Below are 19,710 nucleotides of genomic sequence, written 5' to 3'. Positions count from 1 at the left end.
ACCGCCCGCCGGCCGGTGAACGGGACGCGATTGATCCGTCGCAGGCCGGGTAGCTGAACCGCATGCGACTACCAACCCTGGCCAGGACCGCGGCAGCGGTCACCGTGACAGCCGCCGCCGGGGCGACGGTCACCGACGCCTCCTCACGCTGGTACCAACGGCTACGCAAGCCGACCTGGCAACCCCCGCCCGTGGCGTTCCCGCTGGCATGGACGCCGCTGTACGCCCTGATCGCGGTGGCCGGCGCCCGCGTGCTGGACCGCACCAGCGGAACCGACCGCGCCGCGTTCACCCGCGCCTACGGGCTCAACCTGGCCCTCAACTTCGGTTGGAGCGCGCTGTTCTTCAAGGCCCACCGACCCACCATCGCGCTGGCCGAAATCGCCGCGCTCAACGCCTCCAACCTCGTGCTGCTCCGCCGAGCCGCACGGACCGACCGCGTCGCGGCGGTCGCACTGGCCCCGTACGCCGCGTGGACGCTCTTCGCGACAGCCCTCAACGGCACCATCGTCCGCCTCAACACCAACCGTTGATCCGGAAGATCATCCTCGTACCGCGTGTGTCCGCCAGTTACCGGACGTACCGAAGACACAAAAAAGGCCCCGACCCGGTGTGAATCACCAGGTCAGGACCTTGATCGTTGGTGCGCCGCCAGGGACTCGAACCCCGAACCCGCGGATTAAGAGTCCGCTGCTCTGCCAGTTGAGCTAGCGGCGCTCGTCGGCAACGGAGAGAACATTAGCACCCCCGGAAGGCGCGCTCCAATTCGGTTACCCGGGTCCCCCCTTCGGTCGAGCTTTGCCGGCAAAAAGCCCCAAACCGGCCACCGCCGCCAAGATCGGGGCGTGGGTTGGGGCGGTGATGCGGCACGATGTCCGCCAGGTACGCGAGAACAGAGGTGGGCATGGCACGGTTCACGCGAGCCGGGGCGGTGGTGGGCGCCCTGACTCTGGCGGCGTCGCTGGCACTGACCGGATGCGGCGGCGACAAGAAGAAGCCGGAATTCGTTGGCGGGGCGTCCTCGGACGTGAGTGCCACCCCTGGCTCAGCCGCACCTTCGACGCCGAGCACACCGAGCGGGCCGCCGCTCACGCTGAGCCCGGCCAACGGCACGAAGAACCGACCGGTGAGCACGGAGATCAGCGCGAAACTCCCGGGCGGCGGGAAGGTGTCCGCGGTCACCCTGACGGCGGACGGCGGTGGCTCGGTCGAGGGCAAGCTGCGTACCGACGGCTCGGCCTGGGTGCCGTCCGCTCCGCTGAAGTGGGGCACCCGCTACACGGCCACGGTGACGGCGAGCGCGTCGGACGGCACGAGCAGCCAGGGCACCAGCAGCTTCACCACGATGGCCAAGCCGAAGTCGACAATCGGTTCCGGCCTGTACCTCTTCGACGACAAGAGTTACGGGGTGGCCATGCCGGTGGTCACCGAGTTCCACCCGGGTATCCCGAAGAAGGACCGGGCGGCGGTGCAGAAGCGGATGTTCGTCCGGACCGACCCGCCGCAGCCGGGCGCGTGGCACTGGGTCAGCAATGGCACGCAGGCCTACTACCGGGCCCCGGAGTACTGGAAGCCGGGCACCACCATCACCGTGCGGATCGCCCTGGCGGGGGTGCCGCTGAGCAACGGCAGGTACGGCGACGTCGACCGCAAGGCCACCGCAAAGATCGGCCGGTCGTTCGAGATGAAGGTCGACAACGCCAACAAGAAGATGACTGTGTACGAGAACGGCGCGCCGGTGCGCACCATCCCGGTGAGCCTGGGCAAGAAGAGCACACCGTCGTCGAGCGGCACGATGGTGGTGATGGAGAAGAAGGAAGCCACTGTCTTCGACACCCGCGACGACCCGGATCCGGCCAATCGCTACGTGACCGACATCCAGTTCGCCCAGCGGCTCACCTGGGGTGGCGAGTACATCCACGCCGCGCCGTGGTCGGAGCACGTGCAGGGACGGCAGAACGTCTCGCACGGCTGCGTGAACGTGTCGATGGCGAACGCCAGGTGGTTGTTCGACAAGACCCGGATCGGTGACCCGATCACGATCAAGGGCACCGAGCGCAGGATCGCCGCCGGTAACGGTTGGACGGCGTGGAGCGTGAGCTGGTCGGAGTTCATCAAGGGCAGCGCGTTGCCGGTGCCCGGTGGTGGGGCCGGTCCGGCGGTCTGAGCCGTCGGCCCTCGTTGCGCCGGCTCGGCCGTTGGCCGGGCCGGCGTACCCTTGCACTCCCGCCGCTCGATGACAGCGCGGCGGCCCCCGCACTCCGGGCACGGAGACGAACCAGGCTCACGAAACGCCGAATAGTAGCAGGATTCGGGCACTATTGATGGCGTGTTTCGGTTCACCCTCGGCAACCGGGACCGGCTCTGGCGCGTCAGTAAGAGACGATGGGGCAGCGACCACAACTGTGAGGGAATTCATGCGAGCTAGCCAGGACCAGCTGATCAGGCCCGGTGGGCGACGCCGCGTGTTCGCGGCGGGGCTTCTCGCCGTGGCGCTGGCCTTCACCTCGGCCTGCACCGACGGCGACGGGGGCAAGCCGTCCTCGTGGCACGGCGGCGGCGAGAACCCGGCACCGAAGGCCGCGGCGACGATCAGCGAGCCGGCGGCCGACGCCAAGGACGTGCCGGCGTCCACCGGCATCACCTTCACCACGAAGGACGCCGTGGAGACCGCGGTCGAGCTGAAGGACGCCGCCGGCAAGACCGTCGACGGCGCCCTCGCCAAGGACGGCAAGTCGTGGCTGCCGACCGGCGCGCTGGCCTACGGCACGAGCTACACGGCCACCGTGACCGCCAAGGGCGACGACGGACGTCCGGCCACCGCGACGAGCACCTTCACCACCATGGCCAAGCCCGGCAATCAGGTACGGGTGAGCAGCTTCCTCGGTGACAACCAGGTGGTCGGGGTGGGCATGCCGCTGATCGTGAAGTTCAGCCGGGCCATCCCGGAGGACTACCGCGACGACGTGCAGCGCCGGATGACCGTCACCTCGACCCCGGCGCAGGAGGGGATCTGGCACTGGGTCAGCCCCACCGAGATCCGGTACCGGCCGAAGGAGTTCTGGAAGCCCGACAGCAAGGTCTCCTACCGGGTGCAGGCCGGCGGCCTGCCGATGGGCGCGGGTTGGTACGGCCGAGCCGACCTCTCGGTGGACGTCAAGATCGGCGCGTCGGTGGTCATGACGGTGGACAACAAGACCAAGCGGATGACGGTGACCCGCAACGGCTCTGTGATCAAGACCATCCCGGTCAGCCTGGGTAAGAAGAGCACCCCGTCGTCCAGCGGCACCATGGTCGTCATCGAGAAGCTGCGCAAGACGGTCTTCGACACGTTCGAGGAGCTGGGCCCGGAGGAGGGCTACCGCACCAAGATTGACTTCGCCCAGCGCCTCACCTGGGGCGGGGAGTTCATCCACGCGGCACCCTGGTCCGAGGGTCAGCAGGGCACCACGAACGTGTCGCACGGCTGCGTGAACGTGTCGATGGCCAACGGCGACTGGCTCTTCAAGAACACCCAGATCGGCGACCCGATCACTGTCAAGGGCACCGAGCGCAAGCTGCAGAACGGCAACGGCTGGACCGACTGGAACATGAGCTGGGACGAGTACGTCAAGGGCAGCGCCCTTCCGTACGAGCCTCCGGCCGACCCGGACGCCACCACCCCGGCCCCGGACGGGACGGTCACCCCGTCCCCCACGCCGACCGCCTGAGCCAGCCGACGGAAGCCCCCTCCTCGGAGGGGGCTTTCGCGTGCTTCCCTGTTTCGCCCCCCACAACGACTCAGGCCCCCTCCGAGGAGGGGGCCTGAGTAGTGAAACCAGTGGGGTGACTGATGGGAATTGAACCCACGACAACCGGGACCACAACCCGGTGCTCTGCCAACTGAGCTACAGCCACCATGCCGCCGTCGCCCGGTCAATCGCTCCGGGCGGGGTGCGGACCAATAATAGCCACACCGCGACGCACCTCGTCCAGCGGGTTCCCTGCTGCCCGGGACGAGCCGGCGCGGTCAGAGTTCGGCGGCGATGGCCTTGGCGGTCTCGACATCCGGGCCGGGCAGCGGAACGAAGACGGTGCGCCGGTAGTACTCCAACTCCCGGATGCTCTCCCGGATGTCGGCCAGCGCCCGGTGCGCGAGACCCTTCTGCGGCTGACCGAAGTACACCCTGGGGTACCAACGGCGGGAGAGTTCCTTGATCGACGACACGTCGATCATCCGGTAGTGCAGGTGCGCGTCGAGGCGGGGCATGTCCCGGGCGATGAAGCCCCGGTCGGTGGCGATCGAGTTGCCGCAGAGCGGCGCCGTACGCGGATCCTTGACGAAGGTGCGGACGTAGTCCAGGACCAGGTCCTCGGCCTCGGCGAGGGTGACCGCCGAACGACGGACCTCCTCGGTGAGGCCGGACTTGGCGTGCATGGTCTGCACGATCTCCGGCATCCCCTCCAGTGCCGCCTCATCGGCGTGGATCACCACGTCGACACCGTCACCCAGCACGTTGAGGTCGGGATCGGTGACCAGTGCCGCAACCTCGATCAGTTTGTCCCTGCCGAGGTCCAACCCAGTCATCTCACAGTCGATCCAGACGAGGAGATCAGCCACCGGGACAGCCTACGCGCAGCCCACGCCCCGCGGCTGCGCGCTCTCGGCGGACCGGCCCGCTAGGGTTTCGGGGTGCCAGCAGAACCCGTCGCACCGCCCGCCGTCACCGAAGACGATCCCGGCGGCCGTACGGTCCGTCGCCTGGTCGCGGTCGTGGCCCTCGGCGCTGTGCTGCCAGCGCTGTACCTGCCCGGCCTCGTGCACAACTTCTTCGATCTCAAGATCTACATGTCCGCGATGGACTGGTGGCGCGTCGGCCACCCGCTCTACGACTACGTCCAGCCCGACCGGGTGCAGGGCGAGTTGTACTTCACCTACCCACCATTCAGCGCGCTGCTGCTGTGGCCGTTCGGTCTGCTGCGGCTCGGCGTCACCGTGGCGATCTTCACGGCGCTCACCGTGCTGGCCGTGGTGCTGACCACCCGGTGGCTGGTGACGCCGGTGATCGCCCGACACGACCTGCCCCGAAGGTTCACCCTGGTCGCCGCCGTACTGCTGGTGCTGGCGGTGGAAAGCATCCGCGAGACGATCACCTTCGGCCAGATCAACATGCTGCTGGTCGTGCTGATCCTGGCCGACCTGCTGTTCGCGGTACCGCAGGCACGACGCTGGGCCGGGGTGGGCGTGGGGCTGGCGACGGCGCTCAAGCTCTTTCCCGGCATCTTCATCGTGTACCTGCTGGCCACCCGGCGGTGGCGGGCCGCGGCGGTGGCGAGCGCGACCGCGGCGGCGGCGACCCTGCTCGCGGCGGCGATCGCCCCTCGTGACTCGTGGCGGTTCTGGACGCACGAGCTGTGGACCACCGAGCGGGTGGGACGCACCGACATCGTCGGCAACCAGTCGCTGTTCGGCCTGCTCAGCCGGTTCACCGAGCCGGAGAAGCCGGACCGGCTGCTCTGGCTGCTGCTGGTCGCCGCGGTCGCCGGCTACGGGCTGTGGCGGGCCGCCCGCGCGGCGCGGGCCGGTGACCCGTTGACGGGCCTGACGTTGACCGGGTTGGTCGGTTCCCTGGCGAGCCCGATCACCTGGACCCACCACATCTACTGGTTCGTGCCGGCGGTGGTGCTGCTCGCCGACGCGGCGTTGAGCGCGGACCGCCCGGACGAGGCACGCCGGCGTCGGTGGCTGGCCGGGCTCGCGCTGGGCATCACCGCCGTGACCATCTACGGCGTGGTGACGTTCCAGGCCTGGGGCGCGGGACCGGTCCGCACTCACGACCCGGTGGACTTCGTCGTGCAGAACACCTACGTGCTGCTCAGCCTGCTGCTGCTGGTGGCGTTGCCGGTGCGCTCGGGGCTCGGTGCGGAAAATCGCACCAATTGGACAGACCTCCCGAGTAACCATGTTCGGCGCTAACCTGTCCTCATCTACCTCAAGCGTCGCTCGGGTAGCACCGATCCCCCGGTGAGAGTGGCCCTCCGCGTCGGCAGCGCGGAGGGCCACTCGCCGTCTCACCCACCGCCACCGGCCGGGCCGTCACCCGCCAGGGCCGCCACGGGCCGGCTCGTCGCCTGGCGCGGCCGCCACCGGCCGGGCCGTTGGCTCGTCCACGTCGGCCGGCGGCCAGGCGAGACTCAGCGTCACCTCCGGCGGGCGGGGCAGCCGGACCGGTTCGTCCAGGTCGGCGAGGGTGGCCGCGCGGGCCGCGCCGATCGCCGGCCGGGCGGATTCCGGGGCCCCGGAGCCGACCGGGGCGAGTTGTCGTGCCGGCAACGGCGGGGTCTGATCGGGTTGCCGGAGGCCCAGGCCACTCAGCGAGGTGACCCCGAGCCGGCCGGCGAGCACCGGCACCTGATCCGGCTCGACCACGAAGATCACCTCGCGTGGCCGTAGCGGCCGCAGCAGGAGCAGCGCCGCGCACACCACCAGCAGCACGCCGATGGTCAACAGACCCCAGGTGGCCGGGCCGGTCCACCCGACCCGCAACTCGGCGCGCAGGTCCAGGGCCAGGTCGGCCTCGCCGTCGGGGCGCATCACCACCAGGCTCATGGGTTCGCCGGCGAGGTCGTCCGCGCTCCACTCCAGCGAGCCGATCCCCTCGCGTACCCAGAAGGGGCGGCCCAGCGGTGTGACCGGCCCGTCGGCCGTCGCGACGCCCGGGGTGTCGGCGGCCGGTCCGGCCGGATCAAGCCGGACCGGCAGCGGACCCCTGGCCAGCGCCACCCGGCGGACCGTGGCGTGCGGCACCGCCTCCAGCCAGCCACGCACCTCGGCGGTGGGCGCCAAACCGACGAAGGCCGGCCCGCCGGTGGTGCGGGCGTCCAGGCGCAGTCGGGTCTGCGCGGTACGCGCGAAGGGCGCCTCCTGCCGCAGCAACCGGTCGAGGTCGGTGACGACGATCGCGTGACCGGGCGTGCGGACCGTTTCGAAACGGGCGGCGAAGGACCCACCGGGGTCGGCGTGTCGGCTCACCAGCCACAGCCCGCCGCCGGCGAACAGCGCCGGAATTCCCACGACCAACAGCAGCACTCCGGCGATCATCCGCACGAACCGCATCCGCACCGTCCCCCTCCGTAGCCAAATACCCGGCCGACCTTACCGACGTATGCCGTCTGATCAGGGGATATCCACGGCACGGTCGGCATCGGCTCCGGAAAGCGCGCTGGCCCGCCGGAAGATCCGGCGGGCCAGCGGGTGGAACAGGGTCAGGCCTTGGCGACCGGCTCCCGGCGGGTACGCGTGAACGCCAGCCCGCCCAGCACCAGGCCGGCCAGACCGGCGACGAGACCGGCCACACCGAGGCCGACCGCGAGCCCGTTGCCGTCGTCGTCGTCATCGTCGTCGGGCGAGGCGACGGCTGCGGTCGGCGTGGCCGAACCCGCCGGGGTCGCCGCGGCGGCCAGGGTGAGCACCGGAGCGGGGTGCTCCGGCTCCTCGGCACCCGGCGCCGGCTCGTCGATCCACCGCGAGATGTTGCCGTCCGAGTAGGTCTGCAGGGTCTTGAAGACCATCGAGTCGACCTGCGGCAGCGGTCCCATCGAGACGGGGAACTCCTGGAACTGACCCGGCTTCACCCCCGCGTCACCGGAGGCCGTCCAGGTGATCTTGGAGACCGCTTCGGTGAGCTGACTGCCGTGCACCTCGATCGGCGGGTCCACCTTGCGCTTCTCCGTGGTGACCGTCCAGCCCGGCACCGGCATCGTCGACACCGAGCCGACCGGGGCGTTCTCCGGCAGCACCACCTCCAGCTTGGTGGTCGACGCGGTGTCGCTCTCGTTGGGCACCCGGAACGCCACCCGGGCGTAGCCACCCTGGGACGCCTCCTTCGGGTTCACCGTGACGTGTGCGGACGCCGGTCCGGCGAAGCCGAGCACAGCGGTGGCGGCGGCGGTGAACGCCAGGGCGGCAGCGGCGGTTGCGGTACGCCGGAGTCGGGTCATGGGTTTCGCGAACCTCTCTAACGGATGGGCACGGTGGCGGTCACCGTGGCCTGGTCGATGTCGGTCGTTCGGGCGGTGATCTTCAGTTGCCACTCGCCGGGGGTCGGCAGGCTGATGTCGCCGTAGGCGTGACTGTCCGTCAACCGCAGCAACGGCACCTCGATCGGCTCGATCCCGGCCGAGGGCAGCGCGACGGTCGCCTTCCACTCCGCGACCAGCAGCGGCTGGTTGGCCTTGTCGTACGCGTACAGGTGCACCGAGTTGTTGCCCCGCTCGGCCGGGCTCACCTCGACCTCGACGGTCAGGAGCGGGCTGGAGAGCCTGGTGCTGAAGAAGCCGGACTCGGCCCCGGAGGACGGGCCGGCCGCGGCGGTACGCGCCGGCGTGGTCTGCACGAGCGTGGCGGACACGGCCAGCACCACCACGGTGACTGCCAACTCCACCAGGACCGCCCGGCGCACCGGCGCCGGGCGTTGGGCCGCGACGCGGCTACGAACCAACTTCCGGGAGTACGCGGCCACGGCGATGACCAACGCGAACAGGCCGATCTTGGCGAGCAGCAAGCGCCCGTACGTGGTGTCGAAGAGCGCCTGCGGGGTGGCCACCTCGATCAGCGCCTGGACGGTGCCGGCCAGCAGCAGCGCCGAGACGGCGAGCGCCGCCCAGCGAGACCAGATCGGCAGGATCGCGCCCAGCTCCCGCTCGTCGGCCTGGCGCAGCAGGAACACGGCGAGCATGAGCAGACCGCCCAGCCAGACCGCCATGCTGCCCAGGTGGACCGCGTCGACCACCACGGAGACCGCCGGCGCCGGGGACGCCGCCGGGTGCCCGGCCAGCGGCCAGGTCAGCAGGGCGGCGCCGCCGAGCACGGCCAGGATGATCGCGTCCGCCCGGCCTGCGGGCCGGGCCAGCAGCGGGCGGAGCAGGAAGACGGACGCCGCCAGCAGGCCGAGTCGGACCAGGTGGGCGGCGCCGAAGGCGCTGCCGAACACACTGCCGAACCCCTCGCCGGTGACGTCGAAGAGACCACCACCGGCCGTGTAGGGCACCTGCAACCACAGGTCAGCGAGGGTGGCGAAGGCAACGAGACCGAGGCCGGTCCAGGCCAGCCGGGTCGGCCCCCGCCGGGAGAGCCGTCGCGGCCAGAGCGCGGCGAGCACCAGCGCCGGCCCGACCAGCAGCACCAGGCCCGCGTAGCCGAGGAAGCGGGCCACCTTCACCGCCGTGCCCACCACCGGGTTGGCGCGGCTGTCCGTGCCGGAGTCGACGGGTGGGGTCGAGGGTGCGCCGACCGAGTAGGTGAACGCCCCGGAGACCGGGTGACTGTCGGCGGAGATCACCCGGAAGCTGACCAGGTAGGTGCCGCGGGCGCCGGCCGGGTCCACCGGGATGGTCACCACACCGCCGCTGAACGACGGTTCGCCCCGGTCGGCCCGGGAACCGTCCGGCGCGATGACCCGGATCTTGCCGGGCACCTTGCGGACCGACTCGCTGAACGTGAGGACCACCTCGGACGGCCCGCTCGGCACGATGGAGGCGGCGGCCGGACTACTGCTCTGCAGCACCGCGTGGGCGCTCGCGGAGGTGGCTGGCGCGATCAACAAGGCGACGACGGTGACCAGGAGGCCGGCGGCTGCGGCCAGCCTGGCGGCCCAACGGCGGGGGGCGACAGTCATGCCGGCCATGGTCGCCGATGGGTGTCCCCGTCGGCGACCCGAGGGGGGTGGTCGCTTCTGTGGTCGCACGTCATGAACTGGTAGTCGGCCCGGGTCGGGGAAAAGTTCCCGACGTGGCGCAGACCATCCAGGGGCCGAACGACCCTGACGCGCCGCCGACTGCCGCGTAACCTGGTGTGTCGTGATCCCTGTCCCGCGTGACTCCGGTGCCGCCGGTCCGGCAGAGCCGGTCGACGAGGTCGCCCGGGACCCGGCAACCGAGTGGGCTCTGACCGCCCGTGACGGTGACCCCACCGCCCAGGCGGCGTTCGTCCGGCTGACCCAGGCCGAGGTCTGGCGCTTCGCCGCCGCCCTGGTCGACCCGGACAGCGCCGACGACCTGGCTCAGGAGACCTACCTGCGGGCGTTCCGGGCACTGCCCGCCTTCGAGGGTCGCTCCAGCGCCCGCACCTGGCTGCTCGGCATCGCCCGCCGGGCCTGCGCCGACCACCTGCGCACCGTCGTCAGGCGGCGGCGGCTCGACGAGCGCCTGGTGGCGAACGCGTACACCGACCGACCGCACCCGGACCCGGCCGGCCAGTTCGGCGCCGCCGACCTGGTCCGTCGCCTCGGCCCCGAGCGGCGCTCCGCGTTCGTGCTCACCCAACTGCTCGGCCTGTCGTACGCCGAGGCCGCCGCCGTCGAAGGGGTGCCGGTGGGCACCATCCGGTCCCGGGTCGCCCGGGCCCGGGACGACCTGGTCGAGGCGGTCGGCGACGCCCTGGCCGGCTGAACGCGGAACTTCCGGCGCGGACGGGACGACAAATGAGCGTGACAGCACCTTCCACCCGGGGCCACCGTTGGCCTCTGGTCCGCCCGTGGCTCGGCATCGCGGCCCGACTCGGCCTCGCCGCCGTCTGGCTGGTCGCCGGCGCGTCGAAGGTCAGCGACCTCGCCGCCTCCGGGCGGGCGGTCAACGCGTACCAGGTGATGCCGTACGACGTGGCGACAGTGATCGGCGCGGCGCTGCCCTTCGTCGAACTGGCGCTGGGCGTGCTGCTGCTGCTCGGGCTGGCCACCCGGCTCGTCGCCGGGGTGTCCGCCGCGCTCCTGGTGGTCTTCATCGCGGGGATCGCCTCGGCCTGGGCGCGTGGACTGGCCATCGACTGCGGCTGCTTCGGCAGCGGCGGGCAGCTGGCCGCGGGGCAGGCACCCAGTTACCTCCCGGAGATCCTCCGGGACCTGGGATTCTTGGTTCTGGCCGGATTTCTGCTGATCTGGCCACGTACGCCGGTATCGGTGGACGGGTGGGTGTCCGGCGAACCCGTTGTGGAGGACGAGGATGAGTAGTCGCAAGGGGCAGCGGGACGCCGCCCGGGTGGTCCGCGAGCAGTTGGCCCGCGAGCGGCGCCGCCGCCGCACGATCTGGGTCTCCGCCGCCGCGGTCGTCGTCCTGATCATCGCCGGCGTCATCGGGTGGGCCGTCTGGTCCAACCAGCGCTCCGACAGCTTCACCACCCCACCCGGCGCCAACGCGGAGGGCACCGGCATCGTCACCGGCGGCGGCCCGGTCACCGTCGACGTCTACGAGGACTTCCTCTGCCCGGCCTGCAAGCAGTTCGAGCAGGCCAGCGGGTCCACGCTCGAACAGTTGGCGGCCGAGAACAAGGCGAAGGTGGTCTACCACCCGGTCGCGTACCTCAACCGTTTCTCCACCACCGACTACTCCACCCGCTCCTCGGCCGCCTCCGGCTGCGCTGCGGCGGGCGGCAAGTACCACGAGTACGCCAAGGCGCTCTTCGCCCAGCAGCCGCCGGAGGGCAGTGCCGGGCTCACCGACGACAAGCTCATCGACATCGGCACCAGCGTGGGCCTCGACCGGGGCTCCTTCGGCAGCTGCGTCAAGGACGGCACGTACAAGAGTTGGACCGAACACGTCACCGAAGACGCCAGCCAGAGCAACGTCACCGGCACGCCGACCGTCAAGGTCAACGGTCAACCCGTCGAGAACCCCACCCCGGACGCTCTCACCGCGGCCGTGGCGGCGGCCGGCAAGTGATCCGTACCCTGCTGGGCCGCGCCAGCCTGATCGCCGCCGCAGCCGGCCTGCTGACAGTGATCAGCGCGGCCCCCGCCGCCGCGCACGGCGCGGACGCACCGGACGGCACCGACTACCGCACCCGGACCACAGGGGTCGCACCGGCGCGGCCAGGGCTTGAGGTACGCGTCATCGAGGCGGGCGCCCGACTGGAGCTGACCAACCGCACCGGCCGCGCCATCGAGGTCATCGGCTACTCCGGCGAGCCGTACCTGCGCGTCGGCCCGGACGGGGTCTTCGAGAACAGCCACTCCCCCGCCACGTACCTGAACCGCACCATCGCCGGGGACACCGCACTCCCGCCCGAGGCGGACCCGGCCGCCGCACCCTCCTGGCAACGGATCGACGACGGCACCACCGCGCGCTGGCACGACCAGCGCGCGCTGTGGCAGGAGTCGGCACCACCGGCTGCGGTACGCGCAGCACCGGATCGCGAGCAACGGGTCCGGGACTGGACGATTCCGCTGCGCGACGGCACCGACCCGGTGGTGATCGGCGGCACGCTGGACTGGGTGCCGCCGCCGGACGCGTACACCTGGTGGGCCGCGACCATCGTGCTGCTGCTCGCGGTGGGCGGGCTCGGCCTGTTCGCCGCCACCGCGCCGGCCGGCGGTCGCGCGCTGTCCGCGCTCGGCGTGTTGCTGATCGTCGGCGGCGTGCTGGCCGTCGGATACCCGGTGGGACGGGAGTTGGACGCGGGCGCCCAGGGCGTGGGCGGGGTGCTGGTCGGACTGCTCTCCGGGCAGATCTGGTCCCTGTTCACCGGCCTCGGCGCGATCGCCGCCGGTTGGTACGCGCTGAGCCGCCGCCCGGCCGCCGACTTCGTGGTCGCGCTGGCCGGGGCCTGCCTGGCGCTCTTCGCCGGAGCGTCGAACGCCGCCGTGTTCGCCCGTGCGATAGCTCCGGTGCCCTGGTCGCCCGCGGCCGCCCGAGTGATGGTGGCGCTCTTCCTGATCACCGGCGCCGGCGCGACAGCCGCCGGCATCCTGCGCCTGCACGCCACCTCCCGCACCACCGCCGCGGCACCGCGGGTCGAGGCCGCCGAGAGTGGGTCTACGGCTGCGGGGTGAACCCGTAGGGAAGCTCCAGGCGGTGTCTTGCCAGCAGGGGAGCGTCGTTGAGCAGCGTGTTGGTGGGGGCGTCGGCGACGATCCGGCCGTTGTCCAGGATCACCGAGCGCTCGCACAGCTCCGCCGCGTACGGCAGGTCGTGCGTGACCATCAGCAGGGTCACCGGCAGGCCGCGCAGGATCTCGGCGAGCTCCCGTCGGGCCGCCGGGTCCAGGTTCGACGACGGCTCGTCGAGCACCAGGATCTCCGGGTGCATGGCGAGCACGGTGGCCACCGCCACCCGGCGGCGCTGCCCGAACGACAGGTGCTGCGGGGCCCGGTCCCGGTGCTCACTCATCCCCACAGCGGCGAGCGCCTCGTCCACCCGGGCGGCCAACTCGGCCCCCCGCAGACCAAGGTTCGCCGGCCCGAACGCCACATCCTCCGCCACCGTGGGCAGGAACAACTGGTCGTCCGGGTCCTGGAAGACGATGCCCACCCGGCGGCGTACCTCGGCCAGGACGGCCCGATCCGGGGTGACCATCAGCCCGCCGACGCTCACGCTGCCCTCGGTCGGGGTCAGGATGCCGTTGAGGTGCAGCACCAGCGTGGTCTTGCCGGCGCCGTTGGGCCCGAGCAGCGCCACCCGGTCGCCCCGCGGCACGTTCAGGTCGACCCCCTGAAGGGCGACGTGCCCGTCCGGGTACGCGTAACGAACGCCCCGAACGTCCAGCGAGACAGCGGTCTGCACGACACCGATCATGACAGCACGACGGCGGTGGCGGCGATGGAGGCCGCCAACACCGGCACGGTCGCCGCGACCAGCCACTGACCGGCGCTCGCCGCACCCTCGCCCTGCCACACGGCGGGCATCCGCCCGGTGTAGCCCCGGGACAGCATCGCCAGATAGACCCGCTCGCCACGCTCGAAGGCGCGCAGGAACAACGCCCCGATCCCGGCGGCGAAGCCACGCAGCTGCCACAGGAAGCGCGGGTCGTCGCCCCGGGAGATCCGGGCCACCCGCATCCGCCGCGCCTCGCCGACCAGCACGTCGAGGTAGCGCAGCATGAACGTGGCGATCTGGGTGAGCACCTGCGGGCAGTGCAGCCGGTCCAGCCCCACGATCAGGTCCCGGGTGGTGGTGGTCGCGGCGAGCAGCAGCGAGGCGAGCACCCCCAGGGTGCCCTTGGCCAGGATGTTCCACGCGCCGTGCAGCCCGTCCTCGGACAGCCGCAGGCCCAGCACCTCGACCCGGTCGCCGCTGCCGAGGAACGGCAGGGCGACCGCGAACAGCACGAACGGCAGCTCGATCAACGCCCGGCTGAGCAACCACCGTGGGCCCACCCGGGCCAGCGCCGCCACCGCCGCCACCAGCACGGCGTACGCGCCGAAGGCCCAGAACGCCTCGCGTGGAGTGGCCACCACGGCGAGGGTGAAGACCACCATCGCCACGATCTTGACCTCGGGCGGGAGCCGGTGCACCGGCGAGTCCGACTCGCGGTACAGCACGTGCCCGTGACCGGCCCCCATCCGCGTACCCCCGCTCAGCTGGCCGCGTCGGCGCGTCGCCGGACGTCGCCGGACGTCGCCGAGTCGCCCTCGGTGGGCGTCGCCGCGTCACCGTCGGTCGGCGTGGCGCCTCGACGGCGCAGCAGCCAGAACCCGCCGGCCCCGATCGCGAAGGTGACCAGCACCCCCAGCACCCCGGAGAGGCCGGTGGAGACGAAGCTGTTGCGCACACCCCGTACGCCGTAGTCGGCGAGCGGGCTGTCGGCCAACTCGTGGTCACGGGCCTGCTGGGCCGGGCAGCTCCCCCCGACGATGTTGTCGTCGGCGTCGACGGTGCAGCCCTTGAGCAGGGACGAGTCCAGCCCATCCGGGTGGGAGGAGGCGTAGTTGCTCACCACGCCGGCGAGCAGCAGGGCGACCAGCAGGCCGCCGGCCAGGAAGGCCCAGGAGCGGTTCTTCATCGGACACCTCCGGCGACCGGGACGGCGGGGGCGGCGGGCACGCGCAGGGATCGCAGCGCGTACACCAGGTCGGGGCGCACCTTCGCGACGGTCAGCACGGTGGTCGCGGTGATCAGACCCTCACCGATGCCGATCAGCAGGTGGACGCCGGCCATCGTGCCGGCCAGGCCACCCAGGTTGTTGCCCAGGTCGGTGGTGCCACCCAGCCAGTACTCCAGGACGAAGCCCTGCGACGCCACCACCACGCTGAGCGTCGCGGCGACGAACGCGGTAACGGCCAGACCGGCCCGCGTGCGCGGCAGCACCCGCAGCAGCAGCGCGATCAGCGCGTACGCCGCGGCGGTGCCGAGCAACGCCATGTTGGTGATGTTGAGGCCGAGCATCGCCACGCCGCCGTCGCCGAAGATCAGTGCCTGTACGACCAGCACCACGGCCACGCAGAGCGCGCCGACCCACGGGCCGACCAGCATGGCGGCGAGCGCGCCACCGAGCAGGTGACCACTGACACCGGCCGTGAAGATCGGGAAGTTGAGCATCTGGACGGCGAAGATGAACGCCGCCACCAGGCCTGCCATCGGGGCCAGCCTGTCGTCCAGGTCGCGCCGGCCGCGCAGAACGCAGGCGGTGAGCGCGGCAAGAGCGAGCGCAGCGAAGATCGCCGCCACGGGACCGTCGATGATCCCGTTCGAGATGTGCATCGCCAGTGTCTCCACGCGACCTCCCACGCGTCAGCGGGCCCGACCGGGCCGGCGTGGGTCAGCCTATTTCCCAACCATCGTTGTTGCCAGACTCTGGCAACAACGCATGGGCTTGATCACTCCAGGTCAGGCCCCGCCGACCCGCGTCGTACCCCCACACGCCGACGCGTCGCGCCGGCGGCGGCGCTCGCCGGCACGGCGGTAGGGTCGGGGCCATGACCTCGCCCGACCGCCTCTCCCCCGGTGACCCCGCGCCCGAGTTCACCCTCGCCACCGACACCGGCGACCAGCTCTCCCTCGCCGACCTGCGAGGTCGCAAGGTCGTCCTGTACGCCTACCCGGCCGCGATGACCCCCGGCTGCACCAAGCAGGCCTGCGACTTCCGCGACTCGCTCGCCTCACTCCAGGCCGCCGGCTACGAGGTCGTCGGCATCTCCCCCGACAAGCCGGAGAAGCTGGCGAAGTTCCGCGAACGCGACGCCATCACCTTCCCGCTGGTGTCGGACCCGGACAAGTCGGTGCTGACCGCCTACGGCGCGTACGGCGAGAAGCAGCTCTACGGCAAGACCGTCACCGGCGTGATCCGCTCGACGTTCGTGATCGACGCCGACGGCAAGGTCGAGCGGGCGCTCTACAACGTCAAGGCCACCGGACACGTCGCCAAGCTCCGCCGCGACCTCGGCCTGGACTGACCTGTCGTACCGGATCGCTACGGTCCGTCAGTGGTTCGATACAAATACACGCCCGAAGCGCTGGCCGCCGCTGCCGCCGTCGCCCGCAACATCACCGAGGTGATGCGGCTGCTCGGCGTACGCGTCAGCGGTGGCTCACACGCGCACATCAGCCGGCAGCTCAAGCGGTTCGGCATCGACACGTCGCACTTCACGAGGCAGGCCCACAACAAGGGGCGGCGCGGCGAACGGCGCACCACATCCGCGCAGCTTCTGGTTGTGCTGCCCGACGGGTCCCGCCGGACGCCCGGCGTGCGGTTGAAGTGGGCGCTGGGCACACTCGGCGTGCCGGAGGAGTGCGAGGGCTGTGGGATAGGGCCGGTGTGGCGAGGCGCGTCGCTCATCCTGCACGTCGACCACATCAACGGGGACTTTCTCGACAACCGGCCTCCGAACCTGCGGCTCCTCTGCCCGAACTGCCACAGCCAGACCGCTACCTACGCCGGACGAGGAAAACGGGCTTCCGACCTCCCCATTCTCACGACTCCGACCGATGGGGATGAACGCTGCGGCGGGACGACCGGCTCCGATCGCCGACCGGCCACCCGGACGGAACTCGTCGACCTGTTCGGTCGGGTCGACGCACAGCAGGTGACGGCCCTGGAGGCGGCACGGCAGTTGGGCTGGACTCCGGCGTTCCTGCACAAGGCTCGGCGAAGGCTCGAGCAGGACGGCGTGTTGAAGCCGCGTCCGAGCCGCAGTTGGCGTTCGATGGCTTATCGCGACGCGGTGATAGAACAGGCACTGGCGCACCCGGATGTCGGACCGAAGCGGCTGTCCAGCGTTCTCCGCAATCTGCCTGGTGGGGGATGCAGAGTTGGTCACGGCACGATCTCGACCATCCTCAAGGAGGCCGGGCTCAACACCGCCGAAGCCAGACACTCTAAACTCAGGGAGTTGGCGGGAGTGGCGTAATGGCAGCCGCGCAGGTCTTAGGAACCTGTATCCGGAAGGATGTGGGGGTTCGAATCCCCTCTCCCGCACAGGACAACGAAAAACACGTGCTGAACGCCGGTTGTCGGGCGCGTCACTGTCGCGGGCCGCGGCCCTGGTCGTTGGGTCAGGATGGCGGGCGTGAGTCTGCGCTTCGTCCTTGATCCCGACCTGACCCCGCAGCTACGTGCCGAGATCGTCGACCTCTGGGTGGACGTCAGCAACGCCGGCGGGGCGGTCGGTTTCGTGCCACCGGTCACCGCCACCGACGTGCACGTCACCGCCGATCCGACCTTCGCCGGCATCGCGGACGGACCGGACCGGCTGCTGGTCGGCTACTCCGGGGACCGGCTGACGGCGATGCTGATCTTCAGTGACAACCGTTTTCCGCTGACGGCGCACTGGTGTGTGCTGAAGCGGGTGATGGTCCACCCGGACACCCAGGGCGCCGGCTACGGCTCGGCGCTGATGATGGAGGCCGCCCGGCTGGGCAGGGAGTTGGGCCACGAGGCGCTGCACATCACGGTGCGCGACGGGCTGGGGTTGGACAAGTTCTACGGCCGCCTCGGCTACCGGGAGATCGGCCGGCTGCCGGGCGCGTTGCGGGTGGCACCCGATGACGACCGGGACGAGATTCTGATGTGGCTCGATCTGACGGTGGCCGACTGACCGGTCAGCCCTCGCACCACCGGGCGTTGGCCCGGGCCGAGCTGGTGGTCGGCGCGTCGGTGGCCGGAGCGCTCGTCCTCGCCACCTCGACCGAGCGACGAGTCGGCGTCGGCGTGACGGCGGGTCGGCTGCTCGGCGGTCGGGTCGACGCGGGCGTGCGGCGTGTGGCCGCCCCGGCACCGGGTGCGTACATCCGGACCGTGCTGTTCTGCACCTGGCCCGGTGCCATCCGGATGCCGCCGACGGTGGCCCGGTTGCCGTACACGTCGGTGACCCGGACGTTGAACGGGCCCGGCCCGGCGCCGGAGGCGATCAGCCAGTAGTTGTAGTCCTGCCGGGCGGCCGACTGCCAGGGGTCACTGTCACGCTGCCGGACCTCGACGGACCGCAGCGGGTTGCCGTGGTTGCCGACGCGGACGGCGAACCACCACTGCGACGCGCCCTCCTTGATCCGGAAGGTGAGTGGTCCGGGCAGCGGCGGGTTGACCACCGCGCGGTAGGTGACCGGAACGAGGCCCTGGACCGGGTCGGCGATCCGGGCGAACGCCTCGCGGGACAGGTCGAGGTGGCCGGGCTCGCACTCCGGGCACTGGTCCATGATGAGCACTCGGACGGTGCCCTTGGGGCCGACGACGTCGAGGAATCCGCCGCAGGCGGCACCGGCGGAGTATTCGGCCGGACCGAGCGCGACGTAGAGCCGGTTGGCCGGGGCGGCCGGGTTCGAGCAGTTGCCGCCGGCGCCCTTGGAGTCGTAGAAGGTGGCCTTGCCGGTGTGCGTGGCGTTGCCGGTGGGTGGCGCGGCGGCCAGCGTCCGGCCGGCGGCGCAGGCCGGGGTGGAGCCGGAGCGCAGGGTGAGGGTGAGCCCGAGCGTCGCCGCGAGGACGGTGACGCCGGTGGCGACCAGCCAGGGCTTCGCGCCGGACGACGGCGCGGGCCGGTCCTCTGGAGGGTGGTCCAGGTCGATGTTGATGTCGACAGCGCTTCCGTCCGTCACGACGGCGATGCTGCCGGACCCGGTCGGGTACCGACAAGCGGGCTAAGCCAAAGCTAAGACAGCATCGACGGACGGTGACTGTGGCGTGCCGATTGCTGGTCGGCGGCCCGGTCAGGGCGCGACGACGATCGGGGCGTCCACCGCCAGGGGTCCGCTGTCGAGCGGCACCAGGTTCAGTCCGAAGAGGAGTTTCTGCTTGATGTTGCGGTGCCGCCCGAGGGTGCGCAGCGGCTCCTTGGTGCGTACCCCGGTCTCCTGGTCGGTGGTGGTCACCACGCAGCGGTCGCACGGCCCGGCGGCCTGGAACATCCGGTCGCCGATGCGCAGCCGCCGACCGACCCAGTCGTCCTCGGCCCAGGCCGGCGCACCGTCGACGACCAGGTTGGGTCGGAACCGGGTCATCGGCACCGGTTCCTCGCCCGCCTCGGCCAGCCAGTCGTTGAGGGCGTCGAGGGAGGCGGCGTTCGCCAGCAGCACCGGGTAGGCGTCGGCGAAACTGACCTGGTCACCGGTGTCGTGTTCGCGGGTCCCGGCGGCCAGGTGGCGGGTCGGCTGGGCCAGCCAGACCAGTCGGACCGGTCGACCGAGCAGGGCGCCGAGCCAGTCGTCGGCTGCTTGGCCGGCCGGCAGCGCGGGGACCGGGAAGGTGCGGCTGCGGAACGTACGGACCGCTACCGGTTCGCCGCCGGCCGGCTCGGGCACGTCGAGGTCGGGTTGCCCGTCGGCCCGCAGCGACAGACCCCCGGGGCGCACGGAGGCGCGCAGGTCGACAAGCCGGGTCGTCTCCCGCTGGGTGACGCCGACCCCGTCGGCGTCCACGACCATCCAGCGCCGGTCGCCGGCCAGGCCCCACTGGTGCACGAACGCGCCGTCGTGGTCGAGCCGGTGACAACCCTTGATGGGGTACGTGTGAATCGAGGTCAGCCGCACCCG

At 71.3% G+C, this 19,710-nt stretch carries 21 protein-coding genes and 3 tRNA genes; 12 read left to right on the top strand and 12 right to left on the bottom strand.

What is annotated here, in order from left to right; genetic code table 11:
* The first annotated feature begins 62 nt into the window (after nucleotides 1-62).
* Nucleotides 63-533 (top strand): TspO/MBR family protein, encoded by a 471-nt coding sequence (locus MED15_RS16740; RefSeq protein ID WP_112725614.1) that lies wholly within the window; start codon nucleotides 63-65, stop codon nucleotides 531-533.
* Between the two features lie 108 nt (nucleotides 534-641).
* Here the strand turns inward: MED15_RS16740 and MED15_RS16735 are convergent.
* Nucleotides 642-717: transfer RNA gene (locus tag MED15_RS16735), tRNA-Lys, on the bottom strand.
* 187 nt (nucleotides 718-904) lie between these two features.
* On the opposite strand from MED15_RS16735, the gene MED15_RS16730 reads away from it, so the two are divergent.
* Together MED15_RS16730 and MED15_RS16725 are read left to right on the top strand one after the other, a co-directional pair.
* Nucleotides 905-2,167 carry a L,D-transpeptidase gene (locus tag MED15_RS16730; protein ID WP_112582177.1) on the top strand — a complete coding sequence of 421 codons (1,263 nt, stop codon included), beginning with the start codon at nucleotides 905-907 and terminating at the stop codon, nucleotides 2,165-2,167.
* A 250-nt stretch (nucleotides 2,168-2,417) separates the two neighbouring features.
* Nucleotides 2,418-3,710, top strand: a complete 1,293-nt coding sequence (locus MED15_RS16725; RefSeq protein ID WP_112736122.1) for a L,D-transpeptidase — start codon at nucleotides 2,418-2,420, stop codon at nucleotides 3,708-3,710.
* Between the two features lie 111 nt (nucleotides 3,711-3,821).
* On the opposite strand, the gene MED15_RS16720 is transcribed toward MED15_RS16725, so the two are convergent.
* Together MED15_RS16720 and orn are read right to left on the bottom strand one after the other, a co-directional pair.
* Nucleotides 3,822-3,897 (bottom strand) — tRNA-His (locus tag MED15_RS16720).
* Between the two features lie 112 nt (nucleotides 3,898-4,009).
* Nucleotides 4,010-4,600, bottom strand: a complete 591-nt coding sequence (orn, locus tag MED15_RS16715; RefSeq protein WP_112730828.1) for an oligoribonuclease — start codon at nucleotides 4,598-4,600, stop codon at nucleotides 4,010-4,012.
* 72 nt (nucleotides 4,601-4,672) lie between these two features.
* Here orn and MED15_RS16710 point away from each other — a divergent pair, with 72 nt between their 5' ends.
* Nucleotides 4,673-5,956, top strand: coding sequence for a glycosyltransferase 87 family protein (locus MED15_RS16710; RefSeq protein ID WP_112736120.1), 1,284 nt, complete (start codon nucleotides 4,673-4,675; stop codon nucleotides 5,954-5,956).
* A 120-nt stretch (nucleotides 5,957-6,076) separates the two neighbouring features.
* Here the strand turns inward: MED15_RS16710 and MED15_RS33830 are convergent, their stop codons facing one another.
* From MED15_RS33830 to MED15_RS16695, 3 genes are all read right to left on the bottom strand, one after another.
* Nucleotides 6,077-7,096, bottom strand: coding sequence for a hypothetical protein (locus MED15_RS33830; protein ID WP_208646676.1), 1,020 nt, complete (start codon nucleotides 7,094-7,096; stop codon nucleotides 6,077-6,079).
* Between the two features lie 149 nt (nucleotides 7,097-7,245).
* Nucleotides 7,246-7,980, bottom strand: a complete 735-nt coding sequence (locus MED15_RS16700) for a YcnI family copper-binding membrane protein (protein ID WP_112601770.1) — start codon at nucleotides 7,978-7,980, stop codon at nucleotides 7,246-7,248.
* Between the two features lie 17 nt (nucleotides 7,981-7,997).
* A complete protein-coding gene (locus tag MED15_RS16695; protein ID WP_112601771.1) occupies nucleotides 7,998-9,665 on the bottom strand; it encodes a copper resistance CopC/CopD family protein in 1,668 nt (555 codons plus the stop codon).
* A gap of 172 nt (nucleotides 9,666-9,837) precedes the next feature.
* Here MED15_RS16695 and MED15_RS16690 point away from each other — a divergent pair, with 172 nt between their 5' ends.
* From MED15_RS16690 to MED15_RS16675, 4 genes are read left to right on the top strand one after another with little or no spacing between them, the layout of a single operon-like run.
* Nucleotides 9,838-10,428, top strand: coding sequence for a sigma-70 family RNA polymerase sigma factor (locus MED15_RS16690; RefSeq protein ID WP_112698749.1), 591 nt, complete (start codon nucleotides 9,838-9,840; stop codon nucleotides 10,426-10,428).
* Between the two features lie 32 nt (nucleotides 10,429-10,460).
* Nucleotides 10,461-10,985 carry a MauE/DoxX family redox-associated membrane protein gene (locus tag MED15_RS16685; RefSeq protein WP_112582186.1) on the top strand — a complete coding sequence of 175 codons (525 nt, stop codon included), beginning with the start codon at nucleotides 10,461-10,463 and terminating at the stop codon, nucleotides 10,983-10,985.
* Complete coding sequence (locus MED15_RS16680; RefSeq protein WP_112698747.1) at nucleotides 10,978-11,694, top strand: DsbA family protein; 717 nt, start codon at nucleotides 10,978-10,980, stop codon at nucleotides 11,692-11,694. Before MED15_RS16685 ends, MED15_RS16680 begins: the two co-directional genes overlap by 8 nt.
* Nucleotides 11,691-12,803, top strand: a complete 1,113-nt coding sequence (locus MED15_RS16675; RefSeq protein WP_112736118.1) for a hypothetical protein — start codon at nucleotides 11,691-11,693, stop codon at nucleotides 12,801-12,803. The genes MED15_RS16680 and MED15_RS16675 overlap by 4 nt, the downstream gene beginning before the upstream one ends.
* Here the strand turns inward: MED15_RS16675 and MED15_RS16670 are convergent.
* From MED15_RS16670 to MED15_RS16655, 4 genes are read right to left on the bottom strand one after another with little or no spacing between them, the layout of a single operon-like run.
* A complete protein-coding gene (locus MED15_RS16670; RefSeq protein WP_112725615.1) occupies nucleotides 12,787-13,545 on the bottom strand; it encodes an energy-coupling factor ABC transporter ATP-binding protein in 759 nt (252 codons plus the stop codon). The genes MED15_RS16675 and MED15_RS16670 overlap by 17 nt on opposite strands.
* Nucleotides 13,542-14,312 carry a cobalt ECF transporter T component CbiQ gene (cbiQ, locus tag MED15_RS16665; protein WP_112601774.1) on the bottom strand — a complete coding sequence of 257 codons (771 nt, stop codon included), beginning with the start codon at nucleotides 14,310-14,312 and terminating at the stop codon, nucleotides 13,542-13,544. The genes MED15_RS16670 and cbiQ overlap by 4 nt, the downstream gene beginning before the upstream one ends.
* Before the next feature lie 14 nt (nucleotides 14,313-14,326).
* On the bottom strand, nucleotides 14,327-14,752 hold the full coding sequence (locus MED15_RS16660) for a PDGLE domain-containing protein (protein WP_112601775.1): 426 nt from the start codon (nucleotides 14,750-14,752) through the stop codon (nucleotides 14,327-14,329).
* Nucleotides 14,749-15,465 carry an energy-coupling factor ABC transporter permease gene (locus MED15_RS16655; protein ID WP_112736116.1) on the bottom strand — a complete coding sequence of 239 codons (717 nt, stop codon included), beginning with the start codon at nucleotides 15,463-15,465 and terminating at the stop codon, nucleotides 14,749-14,751. The genes MED15_RS16660 and MED15_RS16655 overlap by 4 nt, the downstream gene beginning before the upstream one ends.
* A gap of 200 nt (nucleotides 15,466-15,665) precedes the next feature.
* On the opposite strand from MED15_RS16655, the gene bcp reads away from it, so the two are divergent.
* The 4 genes from bcp (at nucleotide 15,666) to MED15_RS16635 (ending at nucleotide 17,783) form a co-directional block, all read left to right on the top strand.
* Entirely contained in the window at nucleotides 15,666-16,142 is a 477-nt protein-coding gene (bcp, locus tag MED15_RS16650; RefSeq protein WP_091393498.1) for a thioredoxin-dependent thiol peroxidase, read from the top strand.
* A gap of 99 nt (nucleotides 16,143-16,241) precedes the next feature.
* Complete coding sequence (locus MED15_RS33500) at nucleotides 16,242-17,096, top strand: HNH endonuclease signature motif containing protein (RefSeq protein WP_208646669.1); 855 nt, start codon at nucleotides 16,242-16,244, stop codon at nucleotides 17,094-17,096.
* Nucleotides 17,082-17,164: transfer RNA gene (locus tag MED15_RS16640), tRNA-Leu, on the top strand. The genes MED15_RS33500 and MED15_RS16640 overlap by 15 nt, the downstream gene beginning before the upstream one ends.
* A gap of 91 nt (nucleotides 17,165-17,255) precedes the next feature.
* Complete coding sequence (locus tag MED15_RS16635) at nucleotides 17,256-17,783, top strand: GNAT family N-acetyltransferase (protein WP_208646665.1); 528 nt, start codon at nucleotides 17,256-17,258, stop codon at nucleotides 17,781-17,783.
* Nucleotides 17,784-17,787: 4 nt separating this feature from the next.
* Here MED15_RS16635 and MED15_RS16630 read toward each other — a convergent pair whose 3' ends face one another.
* On the bottom strand, nucleotides 17,788-18,777 hold the full coding sequence (locus MED15_RS16630; protein ID WP_244220477.1) for an expansin EXLX1 family cellulose-binding protein: 990 nt from the start codon (nucleotides 18,775-18,777) through the stop codon (nucleotides 17,788-17,790).
* 111 nt (nucleotides 18,778-18,888) lie between these two features.
* The gene (locus tag MED15_RS16625) at nucleotides 18,889-19,707 is read right to left on the bottom strand and encodes an MOSC domain-containing protein (RefSeq protein ID WP_112601778.1); all 819 of its coding nucleotides are present in this window, start codon (nucleotides 19,705-19,707) and stop codon (nucleotides 18,889-18,891) included.
* Nucleotides 19,708-19,710: the final 3 nt, after the last annotated feature.

Source organism: Micromonospora noduli (assembly GCF_003264475.1).
Classification (GTDB): Bacteria; Actinomycetota; Actinomycetes; order Mycobacteriales; family Micromonosporaceae; genus Micromonospora; species Micromonospora noduli.
The sequence above is the reverse complement of the archived record's forward strand: the minus strand, read 5'-3'. Positions and strand labels throughout refer to the sequence as shown.

What these genes read in the sequence shown, in the direction of transcription:
- MED15_RS16740 (WP_112725614.1), top strand. Translation starts at nt 63, where the DNA reads ATGCGACTACCAACCCTGGCCAGGACCGCGGCAGCGGTCACCGTGACA.
- MED15_RS16730 (WP_112582177.1), top strand. Translation starts at nt 905, where the DNA reads ATGGCACGGTTCACGCGAGCCGGGGCGGTGGTGGGCGCCCTGACTCTG.
- MED15_RS16725 (WP_112736122.1), top strand. Translation starts at nt 2,418, where the DNA reads ATGCGAGCTAGCCAGGACCAGCTGATCAGGCCCGGTGGGCGACGCCGC.
- MED15_RS33830 (WP_208646676.1), bottom strand. Translation starts at nt 7,096, where the DNA reads ATGCGGTTCGTGCGGATGATCGCCGGAGTGCTGCTGTTGGTCGTGGGA.
- MED15_RS16700 (WP_112601770.1), bottom strand. Translation starts at nt 7,980, where the DNA reads ATGACCCGACTCCGGCGTACCGCAACCGCCGCTGCCGCCCTGGCGTTC.
- MED15_RS16695 (WP_112601771.1), bottom strand. Translation starts at nt 9,665, where the DNA reads ATGGCCGGCATGACTGTCGCCCCCCGCCGTTGGGCCGCCAGGCTGGCC.
- MED15_RS16685 (WP_112582186.1), top strand. Translation starts at nt 10,461, where the DNA reads ATGAGCGTGACAGCACCTTCCACCCGGGGCCACCGTTGGCCTCTGGTC.
- MED15_RS16680 (WP_112698747.1), top strand. Translation starts at nt 10,978, where the DNA reads ATGAGTAGTCGCAAGGGGCAGCGGGACGCCGCCCGGGTGGTCCGCGAG.
- MED15_RS16670 (WP_112725615.1), bottom strand. Translation starts at nt 13,545, where the DNA reads ATGATCGGTGTCGTGCAGACCGCTGTCTCGCTGGACGTTCGGGGCGTT.
- cbiQ (WP_112601774.1), bottom strand. Translation starts at nt 14,312, where the DNA reads ATGGGGGCCGGTCACGGGCACGTGCTGTACCGCGAGTCGGACTCGCCG.
- MED15_RS16660 (WP_112601775.1), bottom strand. Translation starts at nt 14,752, where the DNA reads ATGAAGAACCGCTCCTGGGCCTTCCTGGCCGGCGGCCTGCTGGTCGCC.
- bcp (WP_091393498.1), top strand. Translation starts at nt 15,666, where the DNA reads ATGACCTCGCCCGACCGCCTCTCCCCCGGTGACCCCGCGCCCGAGTTC.